The organism is Enterobacter hormaechei ATCC 49162 (genome assembly GCF_001875655.1).
Classification (GTDB): domain Bacteria; phylum Pseudomonadota; class Gammaproteobacteria; order Enterobacterales; family Enterobacteriaceae; genus Enterobacter; species Enterobacter hormaechei.
In genome coordinates this window covers 2,810,803-2,833,734 of record NZ_MKEQ01000001.1, presented here as the reverse complement: position 1 = coordinate 2,833,734, position 22,932 = coordinate 2,810,803, and the positions used below count along the sequence as shown (strand labels likewise).

General features: G+C 51.0%; 23 protein-coding genes and 1 tRNA gene. 9 read left to right on the top strand and 15 right to left on the bottom strand.

What is annotated here, in order from left to right:
• The first annotated feature begins 79 nt into the window (after window positions 1-79).
• Window positions 80-859: an MBL fold metallo-hydrolase gene (locus tag BH712_RS14115; protein ID WP_006812464.1), complete on the top strand. Its 780-nt coding sequence runs from the start codon at window positions 80-82 to the stop codon at window positions 857-859.
• Window positions 860-884: 25 nt separating this feature from the next.
• Complete coding sequence (locus BH712_RS14110) at window positions 885-1,838, top strand: GlxA family transcriptional regulator (RefSeq protein ID WP_006812463.1); 954 nt, start codon at window positions 885-887, stop codon at window positions 1,836-1,838.
• Window positions 1,839-1,866: 28 nt separating this feature from the next.
• On the opposite strand, the gene BH712_RS14105 is transcribed toward BH712_RS14110, so the two are convergent.
• The 4 genes from BH712_RS14105 to BH712_RS14090 all read right to left on the bottom strand — a co-directional run bounded on the left by BH712_RS14105 (window position 1,867) and on the right by BH712_RS14090 (window position 5,399).
• A complete protein-coding gene (locus BH712_RS14105) occupies window positions 1,867-2,955 on the bottom strand; it encodes an AAA family ATPase (protein WP_006812462.1) in 1,089 nt (362 codons plus the stop codon).
• Window positions 2,956-3,101: 146 nt separating this feature from the next.
• Complete coding sequence (locus BH712_RS14100; RefSeq protein ID WP_006812461.1) at window positions 3,102-4,061, bottom strand: YbgA family protein; 960 nt, start codon at window positions 4,059-4,061, stop codon at window positions 3,102-3,104.
• 102 nt (window positions 4,062-4,163) lie between these two features.
• Complete coding sequence (gene uraH / locus BH712_RS14095) at window positions 4,164-4,574, bottom strand: hydroxyisourate hydrolase (protein WP_006812460.1); 411 nt, start codon at window positions 4,572-4,574, stop codon at window positions 4,164-4,166.
• A gap of 99 nt (window positions 4,575-4,673) precedes the next feature.
• A complete protein-coding gene (locus BH712_RS14090; RefSeq protein ID WP_006812459.1) occupies window positions 4,674-5,399 on the bottom strand; it encodes a MerR family transcriptional regulator in 726 nt (241 codons plus the stop codon).
• A 117-nt stretch (window positions 5,400-5,516) separates the two neighbouring features.
• On the opposite strand from BH712_RS14090, the gene BH712_RS14085 reads away from it, so the two are divergent.
• Window positions 5,517-6,041 carry a lipocalin family protein gene (locus BH712_RS14085; RefSeq protein ID WP_003860954.1) on the top strand — a complete coding sequence of 175 codons (525 nt, stop codon included), beginning with the start codon at window positions 5,517-5,519 and terminating at the stop codon, window positions 6,039-6,041.
• 1 nt (window position 6,042) lies between these two features.
• On the opposite strand, the gene BH712_RS14080 is transcribed toward BH712_RS14085, so the two are convergent.
• The 6 genes from BH712_RS14080 to BH712_RS14055 are packed head-to-tail and all read right to left on the bottom strand — an operon-like array spanning window position 6,043 to window position 12,079.
• On the bottom strand, window positions 6,043-7,050 hold the full coding sequence (locus BH712_RS14080; RefSeq protein ID WP_006812457.1) for a fimbrial protein: 1,008 nt from the start codon (window positions 7,048-7,050) through the stop codon (window positions 6,043-6,045).
• Complete coding sequence (locus tag BH712_RS14075) at window positions 7,050-7,568, bottom strand: fimbrial protein (RefSeq protein WP_006812456.1); 519 nt, start codon at window positions 7,566-7,568, stop codon at window positions 7,050-7,052. Before BH712_RS14075 ends, BH712_RS14080 begins: the two co-directional genes overlap by 1 nt.
• A complete protein-coding gene (locus BH712_RS14070) occupies window positions 7,559-10,084 on the bottom strand; it encodes a fimbria/pilus outer membrane usher protein (protein ID WP_006812455.1) in 2,526 nt (841 codons plus the stop codon). Before BH712_RS14070 ends, BH712_RS14075 begins: the two co-directional genes overlap by 10 nt.
• 23 nt (window positions 10,085-10,107) lie before the next feature.
• Window positions 10,108-10,785 (bottom strand): fimbrial biogenesis chaperone, encoded by a 678-nt coding sequence (locus tag BH712_RS14065; RefSeq protein ID WP_006812454.1) that lies wholly within the window; start codon window positions 10,783-10,785, stop codon window positions 10,108-10,110.
• Between the two features lie 53 nt (window positions 10,786-10,838).
• A complete protein-coding gene (locus tag BH712_RS14060) occupies window positions 10,839-11,423 on the bottom strand; it encodes a fimbrial protein (protein WP_006812453.1) in 585 nt (194 codons plus the stop codon).
• 53 nt (window positions 11,424-11,476) lie between these two features.
• Entirely contained in the window at window positions 11,477-12,079 is a 603-nt protein-coding gene (locus BH712_RS14055; protein WP_032674172.1) for a helix-turn-helix domain-containing protein, read from the bottom strand.
• Between the two features lie 835 nt (window positions 12,080-12,914).
• Between BH712_RS14055 and BH712_RS14050 the strand changes: the two genes are divergently transcribed.
• From BH712_RS14050 to BH712_RS14035, 4 genes are all read left to right on the top strand, one after another.
• On the top strand, window positions 12,915-13,703 hold the full coding sequence (locus tag BH712_RS14050; protein ID WP_006812451.1) for a winged helix-turn-helix domain-containing protein: 789 nt from the start codon (window positions 12,915-12,917) through the stop codon (window positions 13,701-13,703).
• Between the two features lies 1 nt (window position 13,704).
• A complete protein-coding gene (locus tag BH712_RS14045) occupies window positions 13,705-14,184 on the top strand; it encodes a hypothetical protein (protein WP_006812450.1) in 480 nt (159 codons plus the stop codon).
• Window positions 14,185-14,426: 242 nt separating this feature from the next.
• On the top strand, window positions 14,427-15,308 hold the full coding sequence (locus BH712_RS14040) for a GlxA family transcriptional regulator (protein WP_032674171.1): 882 nt from the start codon (window positions 14,427-14,429) through the stop codon (window positions 15,306-15,308).
• Window positions 15,309-15,356: 48 nt separating this feature from the next.
• Window positions 15,357-15,812: a GNAT family N-acetyltransferase gene (locus BH712_RS14035; RefSeq protein ID WP_006812448.1), complete on the top strand. Its 456-nt coding sequence runs from the start codon at window positions 15,357-15,359 to the stop codon at window positions 15,810-15,812.
• On the opposite strand, the gene BH712_RS14030 is transcribed toward BH712_RS14035, so the two are convergent.
• Both BH712_RS14030 and BH712_RS14025 read right to left on the bottom strand, forming a co-directional pair.
• Window positions 15,802-16,830: a virulence RhuM family protein gene (locus BH712_RS14030; protein ID WP_006812447.1), complete on the bottom strand. Its 1,029-nt coding sequence runs from the start codon at window positions 16,828-16,830 to the stop codon at window positions 15,802-15,804. The genes BH712_RS14035 and BH712_RS14030 overlap by 11 nt on opposite strands.
• A gap of 58 nt (window positions 16,831-16,888) precedes the next feature.
• Window positions 16,889-17,230, bottom strand: a complete 342-nt coding sequence (locus tag BH712_RS14025) for a SymE family type I addiction module toxin (RefSeq protein ID WP_006812446.1) — start codon at window positions 17,228-17,230, stop codon at window positions 16,889-16,891.
• 136 nt (window positions 17,231-17,366) lie between these two features.
• Here BH712_RS14025 and BH712_RS14020 point away from each other — a divergent pair, with 136 nt between their 5' ends.
• Window positions 17,367-17,549, top strand: a complete 183-nt coding sequence (locus BH712_RS14020) for a toxin-antitoxin system HicB family antitoxin (RefSeq protein ID WP_006812445.1) — start codon at window positions 17,367-17,369, stop codon at window positions 17,547-17,549.
• Window positions 17,550-17,824: 275 nt separating this feature from the next.
• Here the strand turns inward: BH712_RS14020 and drt3b are convergent, their stop codons facing one another.
• The 3 genes from drt3b to BH712_RS14005 all read right to left on the bottom strand — a co-directional run bounded on the left by drt3b (window position 17,825) and on the right by BH712_RS14005 (window position 21,250).
• Window positions 17,825-19,792: an antiviral reverse transcriptase Drt3b gene (gene drt3b, locus BH712_RS14015; protein WP_006812444.1), complete on the bottom strand. Its 1,968-nt coding sequence runs from the start codon at window positions 19,790-19,792 to the stop codon at window positions 17,825-17,827.
• Complete coding sequence (gene drt3a, locus BH712_RS14010) at window positions 19,793-21,046, bottom strand: antiviral reverse transcriptase Drt3a (protein WP_071850051.1); 1,254 nt, start codon at window positions 21,044-21,046, stop codon at window positions 19,793-19,795. It abuts the gene before it with no gap.
• Window positions 21,047-21,155: 109 nt separating this feature from the next.
• Window positions 21,156-21,250, bottom strand: a tRNA-Sec gene (locus BH712_RS14005).
• 287 nt (window positions 21,251-21,537) lie between these two features.
• Here BH712_RS14005 and BH712_RS14000 point away from each other — a divergent pair.
• Entirely contained in the window at window positions 21,538-22,929 is a 1,392-nt protein-coding gene (locus tag BH712_RS14000; RefSeq protein ID WP_006812442.1) for a glycoside-pentoside-hexuronide family transporter, read from the top strand.
• Window positions 22,930-22,932: the final 3 nt, after the last annotated feature.

Below are 22,932 nucleotides of genomic sequence, written 5' to 3'. Positions count from 1 at the left end.
TCGATCATCGCCCTTTAGCCCACATTCTTAACGGCACCTTGGGGCTATTCTCCTTCTTATACCAACCGGAGGATAGCCCATGAACATTACGCAAATTCGCAATGCCACCCAACTGATCACTTACGCGGGAAAACGCTTTTTAATCGACCCAATGCTGGCGCCAAAAGGCACTTATCCGGGTTTTCCCGGCACGGCGCGGGCTGACATTCGCAACCCGATGGTCGAGCTTCCCGTTGACGTTCAAACGCTTCTGGATGCTGACGCAGTGATCGTTACCCATACTCATGCCGATCACTGGGATCAGTACGCCGTTGAGCTGATCGCCAAAGACAAGCTGATCTACGTGCAAAATGATAGCGATGCCGCGCTGCTGCGCAGCCAGGGATTTACCAACCTGACGATCATGACCGGGGAAACAACGTACGGCGATATCCGGATAGTGAAAACCCACGGCGGCCAGCACGGTACTGACCGCGCTTACGCCGTGCCGGAGCTGGCAGAGTTTCTGGGGGAAGCCTGCGGCGTGGTGTTCCGTCATCCCGATGAAAAGACGCTTTATATCGCAGGGGATACCATCTGGCGCGATGCGGTGGCGGCCGATCTGCAAAAGCACCAGCCGGATATCGTCGTGCTCAACGCCGGTTACGCTCATGTCATTGGGTTTGGGCCGATTATCATGGGGGAAGAAGATCTGCTTAACGTGCATTTCCTGCTGCCACAGGCCAAAATCGTGGCGACCCATATGGAAGCTCTTAACCACTGCCTGCTGACCCGCCGCGCGCTGCGCGAGTATGTTGATGCCAACGAGGCAGGTGACGCGGTGAGCATTCCCCAGGACGGCGAAACCGTTATATTCTGACTGTTAAAGGGGAAAGGAGAGACCGATGCCGCTTATTAACGTTGCCATTGTCGCGGTGGACGGGTTTAGCCCGTTCCACTACTCCGTCCCCTGCATCCTGTTTGGCGACACGGTATCCGGGGAAAAGCGCTTTAACGTCACGATCTGCGCTGAAAAACCGGGATTCCTGAACTCGAAAGACGGTTTTGCCCTGCATGCGACGCAGGATTTTTCCGCGATCGCATCGGCTGAAATTGTGGTTGTACCCTACTGGCAGCACGTTCTGGAGCGCCCGCCTCAGACGCTGCTCGACAGCCTGGTTCAGGCCAGAGACAACGGGGCGGAAATTGTTGGGCTGTGTCTGGGATCGTTTGTGCTGGGCTATGCGGGCATACTCAGCGGCAAACGGGCCGCCACCCACTGGGAGTTTGAACGCCAGTTCCAGTCGCTATTTCCGGACGTCCGACTGGATATCAACGCCCTCTACGTGGATGACGGTAATATGATTACCTCGGCGGGTACCGCCGCCGCGCTCGACTGCTGTTTGTACATTATCCGCCAGCGCTTTGGCAGCGTCGTCGCCAATCAGATTGCCCGCCGGATGATCGTCCCGCCGCACCGAGAGGGCGGGCAGGCGCAGTTTATTGCGCAACCTGTACCGAAAGATACCCGTGATGGGCGGATCAACTGTCTGATTGACTACCTTCAGCAGCATATTTCCGAACCACATAACCTGGACTCTCTTGCGGAAGTGGTGTCGATGAGCCGGCGCACGCTGACCCGCCATTTTTTCAAGGCGACGGGCATGAGCGTTGCCGACTGGCTTACCGCCGAGCGCCTGCGGCGCAGCCAGATCCTGCTGGAGTCCGGCAACCTGCCAATCGAAAACGTCGCCGGGCAGGTGGGTTTTTTATCAGCGGTGACGTATCGGCAGCAGTTTAAGGCGCGCTTTGGCGTCAGCCCGGCGGAGTGGCGCAAGACGTTTCGTACTCGCCAGTAGGCCAGGTAAGCGTAGCGCCACCTGGCAATTACCCCAGCCTCTCCATCCTCGTCTCCCCCTCCGCCATCGACAGCTGATACAGCGAAAACGATCGGTGCTTCTCAATCAAATGCGCCAGCTCCGGCGAGTGGCTGGTGAGCCAGATCTGCGAGTAGCGGCTGGCCTCGGCAATCAGGCTTGCCAGGGCGGGCAGCATCTGCGGGTGCAGGCTGTTTTCCGGTTCGTTGAGGGCGATGAAGGCGGGAGGGCGCGGGCTTAACAGCGCCACTGCCAGGCACAGAAAACGCAGCGTGCCGTCGGAGAACTCTGCCGGTTCCAGCGGCCTGCTCAGCCCCTCGCGCTGCATCATCATGCGGAAGCGCCCGCCGGTGTTGTCGCTGTAAAACACGCAGCCGGGGAAGGCCTGGTCGAGAATGCGCATCAGCAGCAGCTCGTCGCCAATTTCGACAATGGTCTGAAACGCGGCGGCCAGGTTCGCGCCGTCGCTGGCCAGTACCGGGGAGCGAAAGCCCACCTGCGGCGCACGGATCGCCGAGCCGGATGAAACGGAAAACTCATGATAAAAGCGCCAGTTACGCAGGGACTCGCGCATCTGCGACACTTCGGGGTAGAGGTGCGGTTCACCGAGTTGACCGAACACCGATTCGTTCTCATACAGCGTACCGCTGTGGGTCACTTTTTCGTGATGCACGTTGTTCAGGAAAACCGCCTGATTCTTACGCTTCATCAGCTGTGACGACGGGCGACGGTGCTGTCCGCTAAGCCAGATAGATTCTTCTTTGATCACCGGATCGAGCTGAAACTGTGAGGGATAGGGCAGCTTTTCCACGAATCCGACCTGAAGCTCATATTCATAGGTTTCCGTTTCCACCGCCAGGTTCATGCGCCGCAGCTGGTCGCTGCGGGTTTTGCCCGCCCAGAACACTTTCAATATTCCCCCCTCGTTCGCCAGCGCCTGGGAGAATTGCCCCTGCGCCGCGCTGTGCATCAGGTAAATCGCTTTATAAATATTGGATTTTCCCGTTCCGTTGGGGCCGAACACGATGTTGAGCTGTTCCAGCTCAAGCGACATATCGCGAATCGAGCGGTAGTTCTGAATATGCAGATTTTTGATCATCGGGGGACTCCGCTGTGCACGCTTAACCTGTACAGAATTACAGTATTTTACGCTAAGCGCAAAAAAAAGACGACAGTGAGGGTGTCGTCTAAACGGGGTACAGCTTTGGGCCTCTGTGGGTCAATGGGGCCTTCGCTTCTTTCTTATCAGGTCACGGCCAGACGCAGACCCAAATCATCAGGATAGGGATCAAAGTAGTTTTGCGTCATCAGATACCGGTCAGGGTATTCAGCCAGATAATGCTTCAGCAGCGTCAGCGGCGCGAGGATCGGCAGCAGCCCGTCCCGGTAATGCAGGATCACATCACGCAGTTCTCCGCGCTGGCGGCTGTTAAGCTGGTTACGGAAATAGCCCTGAATGTGCATCAGCACATTCGTATGATTCTTCCGCGAAGCGGGTTTTTTCAGGATAGTCATTAGCTTTTCGCGATACGCCACGAAAAACGCTTCCAGATCGTCCCACTCGTGCAGCGATGCCACGAACGGGCCAATCTCACGATAGCCTGCCTGGTGGTGCGCCAGAAGCTGAAGCTTATAGCGGCTGTGAAAGTCCAGCAGAGCACGGCGCGTCAGGCCATTTTTACGCATGACGTTCAGTTCGTGGAGGGCGAATACGCGCTCGACAAAGTTTTCCCGCAGTACCGGATCGTGCAGGCGACCGTCTTCTTCGACGGGTAGCCATGGGTAGGTTTCAAGGAGGGCGGCGGTGAACAGCCCGACACCCTCCTTGCGGCCCCGGTTGCCGTTTTCGTCATACAGCCGCACGCGCTCCATGCCGCAGCTTGGCGATTTTGCACAGACGATAAAACCAGACAGATCGCCGATTTTCGGCAGATAATTGGCGGTAAATTCGGCCATTTTCTCGGTGACGTCATCGTGCGGCGCTTTGCTGAAACGCATTTCTGTCTCACCGCGGGTGGTCATCACCAGACGCAGCGCCGGACGTGGCGTAGGCAGGCCGATCGCCATTTCAGGGCACACCGGGCGAAACGTCACCCACTGAGCCAGCTCATCCATCACAAAGCCCATACGCTTATGCCCGCCGTCAAAGCGCACGGTGGAGCCGGTCAAACATCCGCTAATACCCAGCACAGGTTTTGTTGTCATGGTGTGCACCTCCCGATCGCATATCTAAAAGTTACACAACAATGCGTATTTGTCCAAGTATTGGCGGAGTTATTTTTAAATCATCTTTAAAATCAATGTTAATCAGCTGCCCTTGTAGGTCGAGTAACCGTACTGGCTGAGCAGAAGCGGGATGTGCAGTTTTTCATTGGTGCGGGTGACGGTGAACAGCACCGGCACTTCCGGGAAGAAGGATTCCAGCTTTTTGCCGTGGAAATAATCTGCGGTTTTGAAGGTCACTTTATACACGCCAGGCGCCATATCCTGATCCTGCGGATAGAGCGATTTGATGCGCCCGTCGTGGTCGGTTTTACCGCTGGCAATCGGGGTCCACTTGTTCTGCTCCTGTTTCTCCAGCGTGACGGCCACATCCGCTGGCGGCATACCGGTTTGCTGGTCCAGAACGTGGACGCTGAGGGTGCCTGCCGGGGCGCTGAACGCGGCAGGCGCGAAAGCCATTGCAGCCAGCATCATCAGAGGGAGTGTCTTTTTCATCGTGTTTTCCTGTTGAGTTATCGTTGACAGGAAAACGTTAGCACTCGCTGCGCGAAAAAATATTCAACTTTTCGTGAAGATTGCCACAGCAGAAAATAATCAGAGGATAATCACCTCAAGGGAAACCTGCTGCTGCCACTGCGCAACCTGCTTTTTCCGTGCGGCGGTAAGTTTACCGCTGGTGACCAGCAGCCATTTGCGGTCCGGGAAAATTTCCGGGGCCAGCGCGGCAGGGGGAACCGGCAGTATGTCGATGCGGTGCCCCTGGCCGGTGCGCGTCAGGGCTTCAAGCCAGATCTCACACGGGTCGTTCAGATACCAGCCGCTGATGAGGATGTTATCGCCCGGCGCTTTTTTATCGCCCTCCAGGCAAAACGAGGTGTAGGCGATGAGGATGCCGTCGAGGATCTCACGCAGCGTCATGGCGGCGGCGACGTTGGCCGATATCTGGCTGCGCAACGGACGCAGCACGTGAGTGACCAGCTCTGGACGCGGGTATTCGCGCCCGGCGTCGTAAATCATCTGACGCAGGGATTCAATTTTCCCCTCCTGCAACTTTTGCAGCATGGCCTGTTGCAGGGTTTGCCAGTTATTGGCGCGGCGGGGCGCGGGGCGGTCCAGCAGTGATTTAACCTGACCGATGGGTACGCCTTTTTTTACCCAGTCGAGGATTTTCAGCGCCTGCTGAACGTCCTCATCGCTGTACAGGCGGTGACCGCCGTCCGTACGCTCGGGTTTGAGCAAGCCATAGCGTCGCTGCCACGCCCGCAGCGTGGTGGCGGTGATGCCGCTGAGTCTGGCGAATTCGCCGATGGAGTAAGCCATGTCTGCATCCGATGAGAAGGAGTTGTCTCAATATACTACGAATATTCCCCGACGGGATGAAGCGCCGCACGGGTGCGCTACACTTAACGTCCAACCGCGTAAATGAAAGGAGTTCTCATGAGGCTATGGCCTGTAGTTACCGGTGTCGCCATTGCGCTGACGCTGGTTGCCTGTAAATCTCCCACGCCGCCGAAAGGTGTGCAGCCCATTACCGGCTTTGATGCCAGCCGCTATCTCGGCAAATGGTATGAAGTCGCCCGACTGGAAAACCGCTTCGAGCGCGGTCTGGAGCAGGTCACTGCGACGTACGGCAAGCGCAGCGACGGCGGTATCAGCGTACTGAACCGCGGCTACGATCCGGTGAAGAACAAATGGAATGAGAGCGAAGGGAAGGCGTACTTTACCGGCGAACCGACCACGGCAGCGCTGAAGGTATCGTTCTTCGGTCCGTTCTACGGCGGCTATAACGTGATCAAGCTGGACGATAAGTACCAGTACGCGCTGGTCAGCGGCCCGAACCGCGACTACCTGTGGATTTTATCGCGCACGCCGACCATCCCGGATGCGGTAAAACAGGACTACCTGAACACCGCACGCGGTCTGGGCTTCCGGGTCGATCAGCTGGTGTGGGTGAAGCACTAACCTACTGATACGAAAAGGTGATGCTTGCCAGGGCGTTGGCCGAGCCGGGGACCAGCTCTCCGGTTCGGATGTACTGCGCCTGAAACGGCAGCGACAGCGTTTGTGCCGAGCTGGTGGTCTGGATGAAAAACTGTCCCGTCGTACCTGCGGCCGAGCTGTCCGGCCCCATCATCAGCGGCCCGGTGCCGTTATAGAAAAACTGCACGCCAATGCCGGAGGCCGTGGAGTCTCCGGTCAGCGTCACGACCGACGAGGTATTTGACGGCGTGGTCTGATCGGTCATCACAGCGTTAACCGCCACGTTCTCATCGCAGGTCAGGCTGACGTTAAACTCGCCGGACGGCGAGGTGCTGCCCACGGCAGGCAGCGTGTGGATATCTATGTTGCCCAGGTCGACGTTGGCGCTTTTCGTGCCCACCGTGCAGCCGCTTGCCGTCACCGTGATGGTGGTCGGGTTGATGATCACCTGCGCGGTTTTCACTTCGTTGTTATACGCCGTCAGGATCGCCGCGTTAATGGTCGGGGTCTGGTACACGCCGGATTTCAGCGGAACGCCGGTCTTGATAAACGTCACCTTTGCCGACCAGCCCAGTCCGGTGGCGTACCCGTTTGTCCCGTCGGCCGGATAGCTCTGCGTAATGCCCGTCTGCATCGGGACATAGGTGGTGCCGTTATAATCTTTAAGCCCAAGAATGAAGCCGATGCCGGGCACGCCCGTTTCAAATACCCTGTAAGTTGCGCCATCGAGAATCACCGTGATGCCGGTGGCCGTTACGCTGCCGCTCGGCTCCAGCGTCCCTTTGGAGCAGGTAAAAACCAGGCCACACCAGAACACTTCCGAGACGCTCGCAGTGGCGCTCCATTCAGAGCCGATCGTCTTTCCAGGCACGATGGAATCTGCCGGGCCGGACCACGACATGGGCGTTGGCGAAAGGGTGATATCCGAAGTCCAGGAGAGGGCAAAGGCCTGAGAGGTCATGAAAAACAGGGCTAAAAACAGTAAACGCATTATTGATACTCCGTCGTCCAGGTCGCCACTGCCGAAACGTCTCCGGCAGTGACTGGCGCACCCGTGGCGGCCAGTCGCGCATAGAAGGTCATTTTTACGCTCTCATCCCCCGCCGCGCCGTAGGCTGCGGTTTGGGTGTCCAGCGGGATAAGTACGCTGTCTTTATCCAGAATCTGCACCGCGACGCCGGTTGCGCCGCCGTCAGCGACTTTCAGAAGCTGCGGGTTTTCGTCATCCGGCGTACCGCTGAAGCGGATTTTCACGCCAGCAAAGGTGGGGCCGCACGCTTCAAGGGTGATCGTGAAGGGCGTTTTGATATTGCTGACCGCCCCCGCCTCGCTAAATTGCTTTATGCCGAGGGTGCCCAGCGGCACGTTTTGCTCCTTTGAATCTTCCGAGACAATGCAGGTATTGCCGATCACATTGCCGGTCACGGAAACCAGGACGTCATAGCCGCGTACGGGGACAGTGATGAACATCAGCAGGATCAGGGGGAGAAACCGGATGGTTACTGACATGTGACCTCCTGGGAATAAAGCCCGGTGCGGGCGTGATAATTCTGCGAATTCAGCGCATAGCGGATCGTGCAGCGCTGGGTGCTGTTGCGTCCCCATACGGCATGCAAGGTTCCCTTCGCTGACAGGCCGGTCAGATACACGCTGCCGCCATCGCCGACGATACCGCTGGCTTTGTCATCCGCTGACGAGACCAGCGTGCCGAAGGGGAGCACGTCTTTAGCGTGACGCACGATAAACATCGCTTTTGCCCCCTGACGCGTGGTGAGGGTGGCGCGAACCAGTGCCCCGTCGGTGGGGATTTTATTGGCGATGGCGTTCTCAAGTTCCACGTCATTGCCCACGGTGGTGACATCCAGCGCAACCTGATTAACGCGATATGGCGTGGCGTACGGGATCACCGCATAGCCCCGGCTGTCGGTTTTGATGCCCTTGTGGTTGAGCACGGCGACATGGCTGGCGCCCGGGGCTTTCACCAGAATATTGGTGTTCCCGAGCGGCTGGCTTAGCGTCAAACCATCCTCATGCAGCACCGCCCCGCCGCTCATCCCGTAGCTGAGGTTGCGGGAGCCACCGGCGTAGCTGTAGCCCAGGTTATAGTCTCCCCACGCGCCCTCGTATTGCAGCGCGGCATCGCCGCCGTAGTGCTGCTGCGCGCTGTAGCGCTGGTTGACGCTATAGAAAAGATTTTCCTGTCCCGGCAGATAGCCACTTAAACCGGTACTGGCGGTGGTGCCAGCGGGATCCGCATGGGTAGCGGTAAAACGGAGACGGGTCGACAGCGCCGGGTTACCCAGCGGCACCGACAGAGACAGTGCAAGGATATTGTCTTTTTTGTTGTCATACAGGCTTGAGCTACGCTGGGCGCTGATGCCAAGCGACAGGTTACGAAACGTCGCGTTCCACGCGAACTGCAAACTTTGCGTGGTTTTTGACGTATTCCAGTAGGTTTGTTGATCCCATGACAGCGACAGCGCGCCGTATTCGCCCATCGGCTGCGACAACAGCAGCTGATTTTTTGCCTTACGCGACATATGCAGGTTGTAAACCGTGTCGTAGTGGGTGGTGACGGTGCCATCGTCTTCCACGGTCTGTTCTGGCGCTCCACCCGCCATGCCTTTGTAGGTGGTATCGCTGAGGGTATAAAACCCTTGCGTTGAGTAACGCAGCGAGAAGAAATTGACCCGCGTACCGAAATCGTTCAGCAGCTTGCTGTACCGCAGGCGCACCGAATCACCGGTGTAGTGCTGATTATCAGCCAGCTGGCTCCGGGCATGGGTAAGGTCGAGGGAGTAGGCGCCAAAGCGCCCGAGATTCTGCCCGATACCGAAGGCCAGGCCGCTGTAGCGATCGGAAAACTGCGCCCCGCCATAAAACGTGAGGCCGTATCGCCAGCCCAGGAACAGCTCGCCCTGCGCGAAGGAGGGGAAGATCTGATTGCTCGCAGGGCGGTATTTCCCCGCCGCCAGGGCGTACTTCACCTGACCGTTACGCACCAGATTCGGCACGCTGGCAAAGGGCAGGGTGTATTGCGTCTGGCTGCCGTCGCTCTCCTGAATGGTGACCGCGAGATCGCCGCCGGAAGAGGTCGGATAGAGATCTTTCAGCACAAACGCCCCCGGCGGAACGGAGGTTTGATAGATGACGTTACCGTTCTGGCGAACCGTCACCGTGGCGTTGCTGCGCGCGATGCCGCGTACCTCAGGCGCGTAACCGCTCAGGCTGGCAGGCAACATATTGTCATCGGTCTTCAGGGCAATTCCACGCAGGCCAACGGCGTCAAACACCTGCGAGGAGGTGAACGTTTCACCGGCGTAAACCTGGGCACGCAGGGCGCGGATATCCCGCTGTAGCCAGGTCTGGACGTGGGTGAGTTCGTTACTCTCTTTGGTCCACGTGGTGAAATCACGCAGCCGCCACGCGCCCAGGTTGGCGCCGCTGTTGAGGCTCACAAACAGCTGTTGTTCCCGCGTGCGCGTCTCGCCCCGGTAGTCATTATTCGCGCCATTAACCACATAGTTCAGCCACGCGGCAGGAATGCCGGACTCCCAGCTCTCCGGGCTGACGTACCCGCGCGGCACAGCGCGCATCGCACTTTGCGGTACGGTGAAGTTGAGGGTAAGCGTCCTCTGGTCAAAATCAAACTGCGTATCAGCGAATGACTGGGTTAAAAAAATGCAGCGCTGCGCAGGCGGCAACTCACCCCCTTTAGCCTGACGGCTGTCGATGCCAAGTGCGGCGAATTGCGCAGGCGTCAGGCACGGCAGGGCTTCACCGGGCGTGTTTTCAGCGACGCGGAACGTGACGTTACCTGTGAACGCGAACTGGGTGTTGATATACACGTTAAGATTGTACTCGCCCGGCGGCAACGCGCTCCCGGCGTTGACCCAGGCGAGATCGGCGCTGTTGGCGCGCTCGCCGTTGAGAAACGCAGGGTTAAATTGCAGCTCGCTTTCGGCAGCCACGGCGTGCCGAATCACCAGGGCGATCACCGTGGCGCACAGGATTTTGGTTTTCATGTGGTCACGCCTTACTGTTTTTATTATTGGGATAACGTCGTGCGGGTGACGGGCGTCCAGGCCCCATAATCGTTAATCGTCTGGTAGCTCATGCTGCTCGCATGGCTGAAGGTGTCTGCCAGCGTTACGCTGGCTTTCGGTGGCACCATAACGGGCGGCACCGGACTGCCATCAATTTTCAGGTTAATGGTGGTGAGGTAATACGGCGTTGGGTTGGTCAGCGTGACCTTCCCCGCGCGGCAGGCACCGGCAAGGTTTTTCCATGCCTCCCCTGCGCCATTCCTCAGCCCCTCCGGGCGATAAAAGACCTTGATGCGGTTGGCAGAGGCGAATTGCAGTGAATTGCCGGAACCGTTTTTCACCTGCTGTGGGATCGCTTTGACCGTCATCCAGTACAGCGTTTCGCGATCAGCTGGCAGGGCGTTGCCGCTGAACATGATTTTCACCGCGCTTTCGCTGGCGGGCTTCATGACGTACAGCGGCGGTGTGATGACGAAGTCGTTGGTACGGCTCCCTTTCTCGTCTTCCATCCATGACTGGATCAGAAATGTGGCATCAGGATGGGTATTTCTTACCTGCATCATCGTCTGCGTCGTTGCGCCTGCGTAGATCAGCCGCGTTGCGCCTAACCCCACGCCGCCTGCGTACACGGCGGATGAACATAACGTGCCAGCCAGACAAATCCATGTGTTTACGCGCATTGTGCGTCTCCTGAAAGCTGAGTCAGACCCGGCCAGCAGACCGGGCCTTGAGGTTACGAATAGGTCACGGTGTAGGTGGCGACCGCGCTGGCATCACCCGCCGTGGCGTTGCCCAGTGGGGAGTAATATTTCGCGCTGAAGTTCAGGGTGTTTTCCCCTGCACGCAGGGGGATCGCTGCTGCCGGTTCACCCAGCCTGACGACGTTGCCCTGTTCGTCATAAAGACGAATCGCGACATGCTGCGCCGAGGCGGCGCCGCCGTTTACTCCCGCGGCCAGACTATTCACATCGGTGCTGTCCGGCGTACCGGTGAAGGTGATAGCCACGGTCGTTGCGGCAATAGGGTTATCTTCCGTGGACGCGGAGGTATCGGCGATTTCGCAATCTTCCAGCGTGATGGAGAAGGCTTTTGCGGTACTGGATTCACTGCCTGCGGCAGCCAGCGTAGCGGTACGCACTTCACCCATGTCGACGTCGATATTGGCGCTACCGGCGCTGATGGCACAGGCGGAGGTCACCACTTTACCGCTGAAGTTAACCGTCCCGCCGCTGGTGGTGGCGGCCAGTGCTGAGCCAGCTGGCAGCAGGGCGGCAATGCTGAATGCCAGCAGAGAATGGCAAGTAAGGCGTGCTTTCATTTCATGGTTCCTTAGTTTTTTTTATTACGAGATTTGCTCTGAAAGCGGCAGGTCTAACTGGTTAAAAAGACCAGCAAATCTGTCTTATTCCTGAGCCCGAGTTTTCTTATCGCTGAGCTTTTTATGGCGCTCACGCGGCGATAAGACAGTTTCTCCAGTTCTGCGATGTAACGTATATCCAGTCCGTTCCTGAGTTCCTTTAATACCCTCCTTTCTCCAGGCGTCAGCGATAACGCCGCTGGCTGCTTTTGGGGCCGATAATGGCTATCGACCATTTTTGCTAGCTTTACCCGCCACTGATAAACCGTGTTCTGTAGCGAGATATAGGCATCAATATCTTCCCGCACCCACAAAAGGGAATGGGCAGAGGTTGAGTACAGGCAGATAATCACCTCAGGATGCGCGGCTTTGATTTTTTTTAAATATTTCAGCGAGTCATACCCGGTATGGTATTTCTCTGCGCCAGAGATAAATAAGATATCGATACGAACAGACGACAGCACCTTGTCCAGCTCCTGATAACCTCCCTCGATGATATTGATGTGAAGGTCGCTGCGGACGCTGCTTAATAACGTTTTAATCCCGTTTCTTGCATAATGATCGCCGCCCATCAATGCAACAGTAATATGCGGTGTTATTCGAGTATTGTTCGTCATGTTATTCCCTCGATTTATAATAGTAATCAGGCGAATTAGTTATAAGGTTATCGCCAGTATTCTCGAAGCAATGACGTATTGCATAGTGTAGGCCTACTATACGTCGGCCAATAAAGAGGTAATCTGAATTAATCTAAAATTGTATTAATTACTAAGATCGAGACCGGTTACGACGCTTCCCTCTGATTGGTCTTATTCCGCTTCGCTTTCTGTAAATTATGATAGCCTCAATTTTTAATGAAAATTTAGCTTTGATAAATGTTTTGTAAGGAGTTTGTCTGCGGGTGTCAGTGCGGGTGTGTAGTTGCTGACGGGGAATAACAATTTACGAATGTTATCATCGATAAAAACTGATGAAAAGGTGACTAAAAAGCAGTCAAAAAGCAGCAATGTTATTGATATCAGGCAGGTTAAGAAAAGTTAAGGCTTAAGGGCGCTGAATATTTCAGACACCCATGTCCGTGGCGTACAATCTTTTTTTATGTAGAGTTTTGTCAATGTCAAGAGGTGAGGGGTAAGCCAAAAGGAGGATCTCTGCTTAATGAGATTCAGCCGGTAGTCAGAAACTTCTGAGGGGCGGAAATTCACTTCATAAAAGATCATAACGAGAGAAAGTAGGGATGAAGTGGCCCTGTAAGCCGCATTCTACAAGGGTTGAGTTCTTATGCAGGTTCAGTGAAGCTGAAGGGATGGAATATAAAATAAGATTTTTCGCCAATGGCGAAGATATACAGCATGCCGTTAATCAGTCACATTAATCCCGACGCGAATGTCATCACATACATGCGGTGACTCAGGTTCAACATCTGTTAACCGGAGAATTCATACTGCCCCTATGCATAAGCATTACATTATAAATAATATCGTCGAATTTCATCCTGCGGCCAGCACGTTACGTGATATCAACAATCCTGACCGTGTGGTTGTGTTAAATTCGCCAGCAGGCCGATGCCTGTTGTTATTAATCGACAGAGCGGGGTCGATTGTCACTCAGCAAGAGTTCCTTGATATTGTCTGGCAAAGCCGCGGCATGCTTGTCTCCTCTAATACCTATTACCAGAACATCTCAATCCTGCGCAAAGGGCTCAAAAAGATTGGTTTTGAAACTGACCCAATCGTTACCATTCCCCGGATTGGGTTGACGCTGGCAAGCGATACGCAAATAACCGTCAGAGAGTCTTCGCCTGTCGCGGCTCAACCCGCAGAGGAACCGTGTGTGGAGGCGCCGACGATCGAGGAGGCGTCAACATCCTCTGCGCCAGCAGCTCCCGTTGTCAGGAAGCACACGCGCTGGCTGGCCGTTGTCCTGGGGCTGTTGATCATACTGGCCGGGGCAGGCGTGACGGGGTATATGAGCGCCAGAGAAAACCGTTTTGTTGAGGACTACCGCTTTGCGGCATCCGTCGGGGCCTGTCGCGTTTATCTTGCAGACGACATCCAGACCCATGCAGAACGCGCTTCCGCACTGACCTACATGGAGCAATTTAAGGCTGAATGCGTGCAATACCCCTGGGTTTACATCAGCTGGTACGCTTTGCTCCCTCGTGCGTCGGTTATTCGCTGCGACCGGCCAATGAAAGAACCGAACCGCTGTATATCTGATTATTTCCTGAAGGATAGCTAGCATGACTCGTTTTCGGCAGATGCTGTACATCATCGTGACGGGGCTCGTCACGGCAGGCGTGCTGATGGGCTATTACCTGTGGCACCGATCCTACGTTCAGCCTTTTTCATGCCAGGCCAATCTGGTACAGCACCATCCAGATGAGACGCTGACGGTCTGGCTGAATTACACCTTCGACGGAAAATACGGCACCCTGAGCATGAATGGCCGGGCAAAGAGCGATCCGCGTAAAACCATCGACAGGAAAATTTCCTTTCGGGTGGAGAGAAAGGATCATCTCTATTTGCTGACGTCAGAAAAAAATATGACGTTCCCGGACGATAATGTCGAAGACAGCTGGCTGGAAAAATATGAACCCCAATTTTTCGTGTATCCGGGTAAGAGTATTTATATGCACATTAATGAACAACATAATGGTAACTATATCTTTACCTTAGGAACATTACCGACATATGTGTGTCGCGGTTCAAAAAAAGAATGATACAAACGAGAAAAATAGTATATTTTGCTCCCGTCTCATTTATGCTTGATTTAAAATATCAGGATTATCTTAGAAATATAAAATGCGGCAGATCATGTTGCGATAATGTAATTAATTTTAAATCTGGCAAGTAAATGAAAACTGTATTTGACTCTCCCGAGGGGGAGAAATCAGTACCGGAAAAGTGTCTACATATTGGGTTGTTATTATGGCCCCGCTATTCACTCCTGGCCGTCTCGGGGTTGCTGGAGGCGCTGCGTTATGCAGCGAAAGCTCAGGATAAATTAGCATTCAAAATCAGCCTGATAAGCGAATTCCCCGATATCCCGATTGTCAGCAATGCGGGGATTATCATGAGACCGGACTCCCCTCATGCCCCGCCGGACAGTTTTAACTACATCGCTGTGATTGGCGGTGAATTGCAGTATCTGGATTTAGGGCATCCGGGGGATAAAGCGTATCTGACGCATGCCCACCATGCCGGGGTTCCGCTCATCGGTATAGGCACCGGCAGTTTTGTCCTCGCACAGGAAGGACTGCTGAATGAACGACGAGCGTCCATTCATCCTTTCCACCTTGATACATTTCGTCAGTCCTTCCCGCTGGTCTATGCTGAGCAAGGGTATGATTTCATTGATGATGGCGATGTGCTGACCTGCCCGGGCGGTATTTCCACCCTGACGCTGGCAACTGAGCTTATCCGCACCCATGCCGGGGATGATATCGCCAGCACCACCTGTCAGCGTTTGTCACTGGTTCCGCATGAAATCGCCACCCCGCGTCCGGCGAATCTTGCGCTTATCCCTGACTCGCGGTTGCGCCGCGCCGTCATGCTGATAGAACAGTTCCTGACCCGGCCGCTCACCACCGCCGGGCTTGCGCGAGAGGTGGCATTGAGCGAACGCCAGCTCAACCGGCTGTTCCACGCAGAATTCGGCAAAACGGCCCGCGAATTTATCCGCAGCGCCAGACTGCGTTATGCTTGCTGGCTACTGAAGAACTCACAGCAAAGCGTAACGGATATTGCGCAGCGGATGGGGTTCAGCGACTGCGCGCACTTTATTCGTCATTTTCAGATGGAGTATGGTTGTACGCCTGGCGTGTGGCGTACGTCGCAGAGTTGAATATCATTGCATTGCCTCCCCGAAACTTTACTTAACCGGAATTTCACCATGAAAATAGAAGCCGCACACCCCGCACAATTTGAACGCCTCGTCGCAGTCTGGGAGTCGTCCGTTCGCGCCACGCATCTCTTTTTGCAGGAGAGCGATATTACGGCGCTGCGTCCGTTATTGCTTAACGCGTATTTGCCTAATCTCAGGGTTGTGGTTGCTCGTGATGACGCGGGTATTATTCACGGCTTTTTGGGCGTGGATAAAAATCGCATTGAAATGCTGTTTGTGGATGATGCGAGCCGGGGGAAGGGTATCGGGAAAATGCTGCTGCAATATGCCATCGCAGAATTTGGCGTAAATGAAGTGGATGTGAATGAGCAGAATCCGCAGGGGGTGGCGTTTTATCGTCATATGGGGTTCGAGCAGGTCAGGCGTTCGGAACTGGATGGGCAGGGGAATCCGTTTCCGTTGTTGCATATGAAGCTGAGCAGGAATACCGGGATTAGCGCTTAGCCTGCTTATCCCATTTTAATAAGCCGACAATATCTTTCTCACCTTCGGCCTCTTTCAGCAGGCGCTGCTTTTTTTCATATTCGATGTATTCTGAGCACGCCTTTTCATCAGCCGCTTTCTTACTGATTTTTCCTGCGCCTTCTAAAACTTCCCGATCGTTGAATTGCAGGAACTGATCGAGCTTGGTTTGCCAGTCTCGTAAAAATACCTGCTTGCGGCGTTTGGCCTGATCTTCGGCAAAATCGAGCCACATGTTAACGACACGATTAAGCTCTTTCACCTCATCCTGAGAGAGATAATTTTTTGCAGTGGTGACATCGCTTTTACGGACTTCTTCGCCTTTATAGCTGGTCAGCCCCATATGCGGTTGAGTGGCGTCCGCGCGCTGGTGAATCAACTCAGCAGCGGTTTGCCCAGTGCAGGCAAAATGCAGTTTATTCTGGATGGTCTGAAAGAATTGCGTGGTTTCTTTGAGCGACGGCTGATAGTCAGCGGCTAATGCGAAAATCTCCCTCACGCGAAGATAGACCCGGCGTTCGCTGGCCCGTATATCGCGAATGCGTTCCAGCATTTCATCGAAATAGTCAGGGACGGCGGAAGATCCCACAGGCGGATTTTTCAGGCGCTCGTCGTCCATAACGAAGCCTTTAACCAGGTATTCCTGAAGCGTTTGGGTGGCCCACTGCCGGAACTGTGTACCTCGCGTGGATCGGACGCGATAGCCGATGGCGAGAATGACGGGCAGGCTAAAATATTGAACGTTATATACTTTACCATCGCTGGCAGTTGTTCGGTAAAACCGAACAACTGAATTTTCGACCAGCTCACCCTCATCAAAAATATTCTTGATATGCCCGCTGATCGTAGCTTTGGCTTTGCCGTATAACTCACAGATCGTGGCCTGTGAGAGCCACAACGTATCGCTTTCGAAGCGGCATTCAATGCGTACTTTTCCATCCTTGCTGGCAAACATGACAAACTCACCGGCTGGCGAATTTATTAATTCCTCATATGTCATGCTGCCTCCGCTTCATAAGGTTAATGTCTGTAAGCTCGTAGTATGACAGAAACAGCTGCTAAGCCAGATGGTTTGTATTTGATTTTGCGAGGCGCTTTCCAGCATGTGGAATTTGGATCGCTGCAAGCGCGTCCTCTATCTCAATAAGCTTTGCCTTCGTCCGTTTATAATCGTCCTGCAACCGCTGCTCCTGCTCGTTATACGCCACCAGAACGATGCATCCTTTCATTACCTTTACCGTGACCTGCTGCCCGGTATCAAACCCCGCCGCGCGCAGCCACTTGCCGGAAAGGATGATTTTCGGCGTGGATTTGTCGTAAACATTCGGGCGGTATCCCACAATTAACGAACGCTCGGTTCCGGATTGGTCGGTGTCTGGGGTAGAATGCGAATCAGCCATAATCAACTCCTTGATAGTTGGTGAGGTTAGCTCTCGTCCGGTGTTGCGAGCACCTGGCGAGGGCGTTTCAATCTGAGGTCGTCGTATGTTAAGGTACGTACCTCAATGAAGATATCTTGCTCTTATAGGTACGTACATGTCAACAGCTAAACGTGACCCTAACAAATCTAAATCCGGAAAAGCACCGACGTTTCAGATTCGTATTACGCCGGAGTTGAAGGCGCTGTTTGAGGCGGCAGCGAAGGCTGAAGGGATGAGTTTGGGGAATTGGCTTAAAAGTTTAGGGCGCAAAGAAATAGCTAATAAAAAATTAGATTAAATATCGAATATTTGAAATATATTCAGGGTAGGATTTGTGCCCCTGCTGGTGTGTATGTAACAAAAAACAGAGGGACATCACGTTAGTCGCGTTCCGTCCACGGCACTACCCGTTTACACTGTCTTTTGCCCTTCAAACCGAAGTATGAAGTATTCGACTAATGACGAATAACTGATGGGAAAGCTTCCAAGCATTTGCGTGCCCGGTTAATTCTAACCCACCCTATGTCAATGATGCAACATCCGCAGGGGCAAAAACACACTAACACAAAATTATTATGAATCATACCCTCTTTGCATTTCTTTTTTCTGTAGTAATTTCTTAATATTAATTGATTCATTCCAGTCAATAAAAAACAATTTTCTTTCGCGAATCTTATTGTATATTGCATTAACATCTTGAACTGCTGGAGATATGCCATAAGTTTTAGAAATATATAATTTCAATGCGTCTTTATAAATGTCAATGGGGATGTGTGGAAAGGTTCCAAGATCTAAAAGTAGATGTGCTATCTCCGAGTGATTTCGCGGATTGTTTGTATTGCTAATTTTCTCATGAAATGAACGGTATATACTTTCAATAAGATTATTATTGTTATTTTTGTTACAAAGAAGATGTAAGCATGAGCACGTTTCAAAGTAATCAAGATGAGAGGTCTTATTGTTATCTATTTTATAAAAATGTTTGATAGATTCTTCATCCAAAACTGCATCCTTAAAGATGGAGCGTACTGCGATCATAAAGTTGATAAATTCTATTCTAGGTTTACCATTTTGAACAGCAATGTCGATCAATATTCTTGTTTCGTCTTTAAGTTTTTTTATTACTTCATCTTGATCTGATTTTACTAATTTTGCATTAATTTCGCCAATAATCACAATTAGTTGTGACATTAAATGACTTGTTCTTGATTTTATATTCATTGCGAACAAGAAACTTAAGAAATCTATATTGAATATGATGAAATTACGATACGTAGAGCTATAGGTTTTTATATCAGAAATATACATTATCTCATTATTTATTCGTTGTAATCTTGATCTAAGTACAGACATCATTAACCCACTAAAGGCATCATAATTTGTATCATTTTGCTTGACAATGGATTTGAATTTTGTAATTAGAGTGTTGGAGCGAGTATACGGTTTGTAGATAAATACAATGCTTGGGATTGTTTTCCACTCATTTTTAGGTAAATGGTTTTTATCTCGTTTAATTGATTTAAAAAAATCGCTGATCTCACTTAATACATGCGTTTTCGCAATAGTAAGTTTAGTAATGAATGGTCTTCTTTCTCTCTGTTCCTTAGACTCATTAATATATAACTTAAATTTAGACATTTCATGAATAAATAACTCATAAATTATATCGGCAATATTTTCACTTTTTGTAAAAACAAAATAATCATCAACATACCTCTTTACAACATAATCAAGGTTGTTTCTATATCCTTTTTCTTCTAAATCTCGCTCAACAGCTACATCAATAGCTTGTAAAATTATTTCTGCAAAAACTCTAGAAAATTCCGGCCCAATTAATATTCCATTTGTTTCGTTATCATTCATCTTCATCAACAAATGATCAAATTTGCTGTCAAAAGAATTTGAAGAAATATTTTCCTTAGAGAAACCCTTTCCTTTAATTGCCCAGCTTATACTATGTGTATAAATACTGCTAAAACATTTAGCAATGTCAAAGCGCAAAGAATATGAGAATTTTTTCTCTATAGATTGAAATTTTAATGAATTAAAAAACTTATAAAGGAGAGTGTAACCATCATAAGAGAAATACGAAGATGAATATTTTTCCTCTTCATTTGTGTCTTGCTGAGCGACATCGTCATCCTTTAGTTCTGAATGATATTGAGAATCGAATGGCGAAGACTCGTAATAATATGCTGCCACTGCTGTAGGTTTTCTTATACTAAAATTAGATTTAGAACATAAATATGTAATATACTCTGCATTAGAATGTATTAAATTGCCAATCTCATATTGTACTATTGGATGTGGGATACTGATTTTTCTTGTTGATTTTTCATTTTTAGTAATAAAGTAGTTGAATGGAATCATCGGTGATTTGTTTTCTATTAAAAGGTCCTTAAAGAAATAGTTAGCCTTGTCCCTTTTTTTGAGGAATTTATAGAAACCAATGTTGGAAAAGATTAATGGTACCTCATATGGTAGTGTTTCTGTTAACAATGTACGAAGGGTGTCATGTTTTTTTATGATTATTTTATCCATTTACCAGCATCCTTTTATTTTGTTTATTTGGTTTCCGTTGAATGTCTGTGTGAATTTACATTTAAAACCTGAAATAAAGGAATATTTATTTAGTGAATTTTTATGCGTGTTATTTAGGGATATTTTAGTGGAAACTTTAGTATGGATCATTTTTTTTAAGTATAAATCAAGTTCTTCATATCTGGTTAATGATGTTAAATGGATGTAATTATAATAAACACCTGATTTCATTCTATCAGATTTATGTTTTCCATTGGAAATGAAATGATTTCCCGTTAAGAATTTGATTCTGTTTTCTAGTAAATTATAATTGCCATTATTATGATAATCTCTGAAGCTTTTGTATAATCTATTTTTTATTTTTAAGGTTTTTTTGCTAGATAAGCCCACTTTCAATTTATCGCTTGATTTACTAAAAGATAGCTCAGGGAATTCAAAGTTGTAACCAAGGAAGTCAAAGTTTTGTATCTGGGCGTTAACCGCTTTACATTTGCATTTATTAAAGCAATCACATTTTTCTTTTGAGCAGATGCATTTTTCATAGCATCTACAAGGTGTGACTGCAATTACTTTATTCTTCTTCCAGTTAAGTTTTAGACCATTTGGCAGGAATTTTATAATTTCATTTTTTATATTTATTCGTTCTGTTGAAAATATTAATATGTCGTCAACAAAGCGTGTGTAAAAATATATTTTTTGATTACTTTTCATTTTTTTATCAAAAGAATTCATGACTAATTCTGAAATTGTAGAACTTAGTCCTATGCCTCTGGGCATTCCATTAATTATCATTTTTTCTAGAACCCTGATGTACTCTGTTAATACAAAGTTTGACTCAGCGGATAAAAAATTATTTTCTAATATTTTTGAGCAGTGAATGACTGGGTTTATGCTTTCATAAAAATCGCTAATGTCGAATTTATATATGTATTTCGGTGTTTCTTCCTTTAATAAAGAAATAACTTGCTTTACAATACTATGTCTATCACTTTGCCTTAAATTATATGCTTTAGCGATGTTGGAATTTAGTTTGGCTAATACTATGTCATCATCAACTATAGCAGTTGTATATATTTTTTTATTATTTAAATTATAATGATTGAAGTCATTTAGAGTGAATGATTTATCTGTAATTGATTTTGAAAGTACAGAAAGAGAGTTCTTTGTGGGTTTTGATTTTAACGAACGAGCTTTTCTCTGCCTTGTTTGCAAAGTTTTCTTTAAATTTTTTTCGCTAAATGATTGCTTATTCATTTCATTAATCTCAGTACATTCTTAATTAAATGTTGTGTACTAAAAAATGACACTTAAATCAATCTAAATTACTTTTATCGGTCAGAAATAACATAGGGTGGAATGATTTTGGCGGAAGATCACAGGAGTCGAACCTGCCCGGGAACGCTGGCGCCCCCAACTGGATTTGAAGTCCAGCCACCTCACCGGAGATGACGATCTTCCGCGCCTGCATTGCTACATGGAGGCGGGGCGCATTATAGCTACTTTCAGGCATTTACCACATACCCCACACCACTTTTTTCACCTCTCTTTTGACCTGAATCCCCCTGTTTCAGTTAATTCTTAAGAAAATCCTCAGGTTAGCATTTCGTGCTCACCAACTTTTATCCCGATCACAAAAAACAAGAAACGTAATCTCTTAACCAGAAAACGCAATACCCGCTCCTGAAACAATGGTTTAAAAAACGGTAACCGGTCTCAGCGCCCCCTACAGCGTGAAGGATAAAAATATGAGCGAAGTCCTGTCAGTAAAAGAGAAGATTGGCTACGGCATGGGAGACGCCGCCAGCCATATCATTTTTGATAACGTCATGTTGTACATGATGTTTTTCTACACCGATATTTTTGGTATTCCCGCCGGGTTTGTCGGCACTATGTTCCTGCTGGCCCGCGCGCTGGATGCGATCTCCGACCCGTGCATGGGGCTGATTGCCGACCGCACCCGCAGCCGCTGGGGCAAGTTCCGCCCGTGGATTTTGTTCGGTGCGATCCCGTTCGGCATCGTCTGCGTGCTGGCCTACACCACGCCGGACCTCAGCCTCAACGGCAAAATGGTTTACGCCGCCGTTACCTACACCCTGCTGACCCTGCTCTATACCGTGGTCAACATCCCTTACTGCGCGCTGGGCGGCGTGATCACCAACGACCCGACGCAGCGTATCTCTCTTCAGTCCTGGCGCTTTGTGCTGGCGACGGCGGGCGGCATGCTCTCCACGGTGCTGATGATGCCGCTGGTAAACCTGATTGGCGGCGACGACAAAGCGTTCGGCTTCCAGGGCGGGATCGCCGTGCTGTCGGTGGTCGCGTTCCTGATGCTGGCATTCTGCTTCTTCACCACCAAAGAGCGCATCCAGGTGCCGCCGAGCACCACCTCCATGCGTGAAGATCTGCGTGATATCTGGCAAAACGACCAGTGGCGCATCGTCGGCGTGCTGACCATCCTCAACATTCTCGCCGTCTGCGTGCGCGGCGGGGCGATGATGTACTACTGCACCTGGATCATGGGCTCGCCGGAGGTGTTCGTCGCGTTCCTCACCACCTACTGCGTCGGCAACCTGATTGGCTCCGCGCTGGCGAAACCGCTCACCGACTGGAAGTGCAAGGTCAGCATCTTCTGGTGGACCAACGCCGCGCTGGCGGTGGTTAGCGTGGCGATGTTCTTCGTGCCGATGCATGCCACCGTACTGATGTTCGGCTTTATTTTCGTGATCGGCGTGCTGCACCAGCTGGTGACGCCGATCCAGTGGGTGATGATGTCCGATACCGTCGACTACGGTGAATGGACCAACGGCAAACGTCTGACCGGCATCAGCTTCGCGGGCACGCTGTTCGTGCTGAAACTCGGCCTCGCGCTGGGCGGGGCGATGATCGGCTGGATGCTGGCTGGCGGCGGCTACGACGCGGCAGCCAAAACCCAGAACAGCGCGACCATCAGCATCATTATCGGCCTGTTTACCCTGGCACCGGCGGTCTGCTACGTGCTGAGCGCCATCATCGCCAAACGCTACTACACGCTGAAAACCCCCTTCCTGACCAAAATCCTGGGCGAGCTGGCGCAGGGCGCGCGCCGCAATCAGCAGGAGTTTGAAAACCTGCCAGTCAGCAAAGAATTGCAGAACTAAGAG

What these genes read in the sequence shown, in the direction of transcription:
- BH712_RS14115 (WP_006812464.1), top strand. Translation starts at nt 80, where the DNA reads ATGAACATTACGCAAATTCGCAATGCCACCCAACTGATCACTTACGCG.
- BH712_RS14075 (WP_006812456.1), bottom strand. Translation starts at nt 7,568, where the DNA reads ATGTCAGTAACCATCCGGTTTCTCCCCCTGATCCTGCTGATGTTCATC.
- BH712_RS14000 (WP_006812442.1), top strand. Translation starts at nt 21,538, where the DNA reads ATGAGCGAAGTCCTGTCAGTAAAAGAGAAGATTGGCTACGGCATGGGA.
- BH712_RS14105 (WP_006812462.1), bottom strand. Translation starts at nt 2,955, where the DNA reads ATGATCAAAAATCTGCATATTCAGAACTACCGCTCGATTCGCGATATG.
- drt3a (WP_071850051.1), bottom strand. Translation starts at nt 21,046, where the DNA reads ATGAATAAGCAATCATTTAGCGAAAAAAATTTAAAGAAAACTTTGCAA.
- BH712_RS14070 (WP_006812455.1), bottom strand. Translation starts at nt 10,084, where the DNA reads ATGAAAACCAAAATCCTGTGCGCCACGGTGATCGCCCTGGTGATTCGG.
- BH712_RS14025 (WP_006812446.1), bottom strand. Translation starts at nt 17,230, where the DNA reads ATGGCTGATTCGCATTCTACCCCAGACACCGACCAATCCGGAACCGAG.
- BH712_RS14020 (WP_006812445.1), top strand. Translation starts at nt 17,367, where the DNA reads ATGTCAACAGCTAAACGTGACCCTAACAAATCTAAATCCGGAAAAGCA.
- BH712_RS14090 (WP_006812459.1), bottom strand. Translation starts at nt 5,399, where the DNA reads ATGGCTTACTCCATCGGCGAATTCGCCAGACTCAGCGGCATCACCGCC.
- BH712_RS14050 (WP_006812451.1), top strand. Translation starts at nt 12,915, where the DNA reads ATGCATAAGCATTACATTATAAATAATATCGTCGAATTTCATCCTGCG.
- BH712_RS14045 (WP_006812450.1), top strand. Translation starts at nt 13,705, where the DNA reads ATGACTCGTTTTCGGCAGATGCTGTACATCATCGTGACGGGGCTCGTC.
- BH712_RS14060 (WP_006812453.1), bottom strand. Translation starts at nt 11,423, where the DNA reads ATGAAAGCACGCCTTACTTGCCATTCTCTGCTGGCATTCAGCATTGCC.
- drt3b (WP_006812444.1), bottom strand. Translation starts at nt 19,792, where the DNA reads ATGGATAAAATAATCATAAAAAAACATGACACCCTTCGTACATTGTTA.
- BH712_RS14110 (WP_006812463.1), top strand. Translation starts at nt 885, where the DNA reads ATGCCGCTTATTAACGTTGCCATTGTCGCGGTGGACGGGTTTAGCCCG.
- BH712_RS14035 (WP_006812448.1), top strand. Translation starts at nt 15,357, where the DNA reads ATGAAAATAGAAGCCGCACACCCCGCACAATTTGAACGCCTCGTCGCA.
- BH712_RS14100 (WP_006812461.1), bottom strand. Translation starts at nt 4,061, where the DNA reads ATGACAACAAAACCTGTGCTGGGTATTAGCGGATGTTTGACCGGCTCC.
- BH712_RS14030 (WP_006812447.1), bottom strand. Translation starts at nt 16,830, where the DNA reads ATGACATATGAGGAATTAATAAATTCGCCAGCCGGTGAGTTTGTCATG.
- BH712_RS14055 (WP_032674172.1), bottom strand. Translation starts at nt 12,079, where the DNA reads ATGACGAACAATACTCGAATAACACCGCATATTACTGTTGCATTGATG.
- uraH (WP_006812460.1), bottom strand. Translation starts at nt 4,574, where the DNA reads ATGAAAAAGACACTCCCTCTGATGATGCTGGCTGCAATGGCTTTCGCG.
- BH712_RS14080 (WP_006812457.1), bottom strand. Translation starts at nt 7,050, where the DNA reads ATGCGTTTACTGTTTTTAGCCCTGTTTTTCATGACCTCTCAGGCCTTT.
- BH712_RS14065 (WP_006812454.1), bottom strand. Translation starts at nt 10,785, where the DNA reads ATGCGCGTAAACACATGGATTTGTCTGGCTGGCACGTTATGTTCATCC.
- BH712_RS14085 (WP_003860954.1), top strand. Translation starts at nt 5,517, where the DNA reads ATGAGGCTATGGCCTGTAGTTACCGGTGTCGCCATTGCGCTGACGCTG.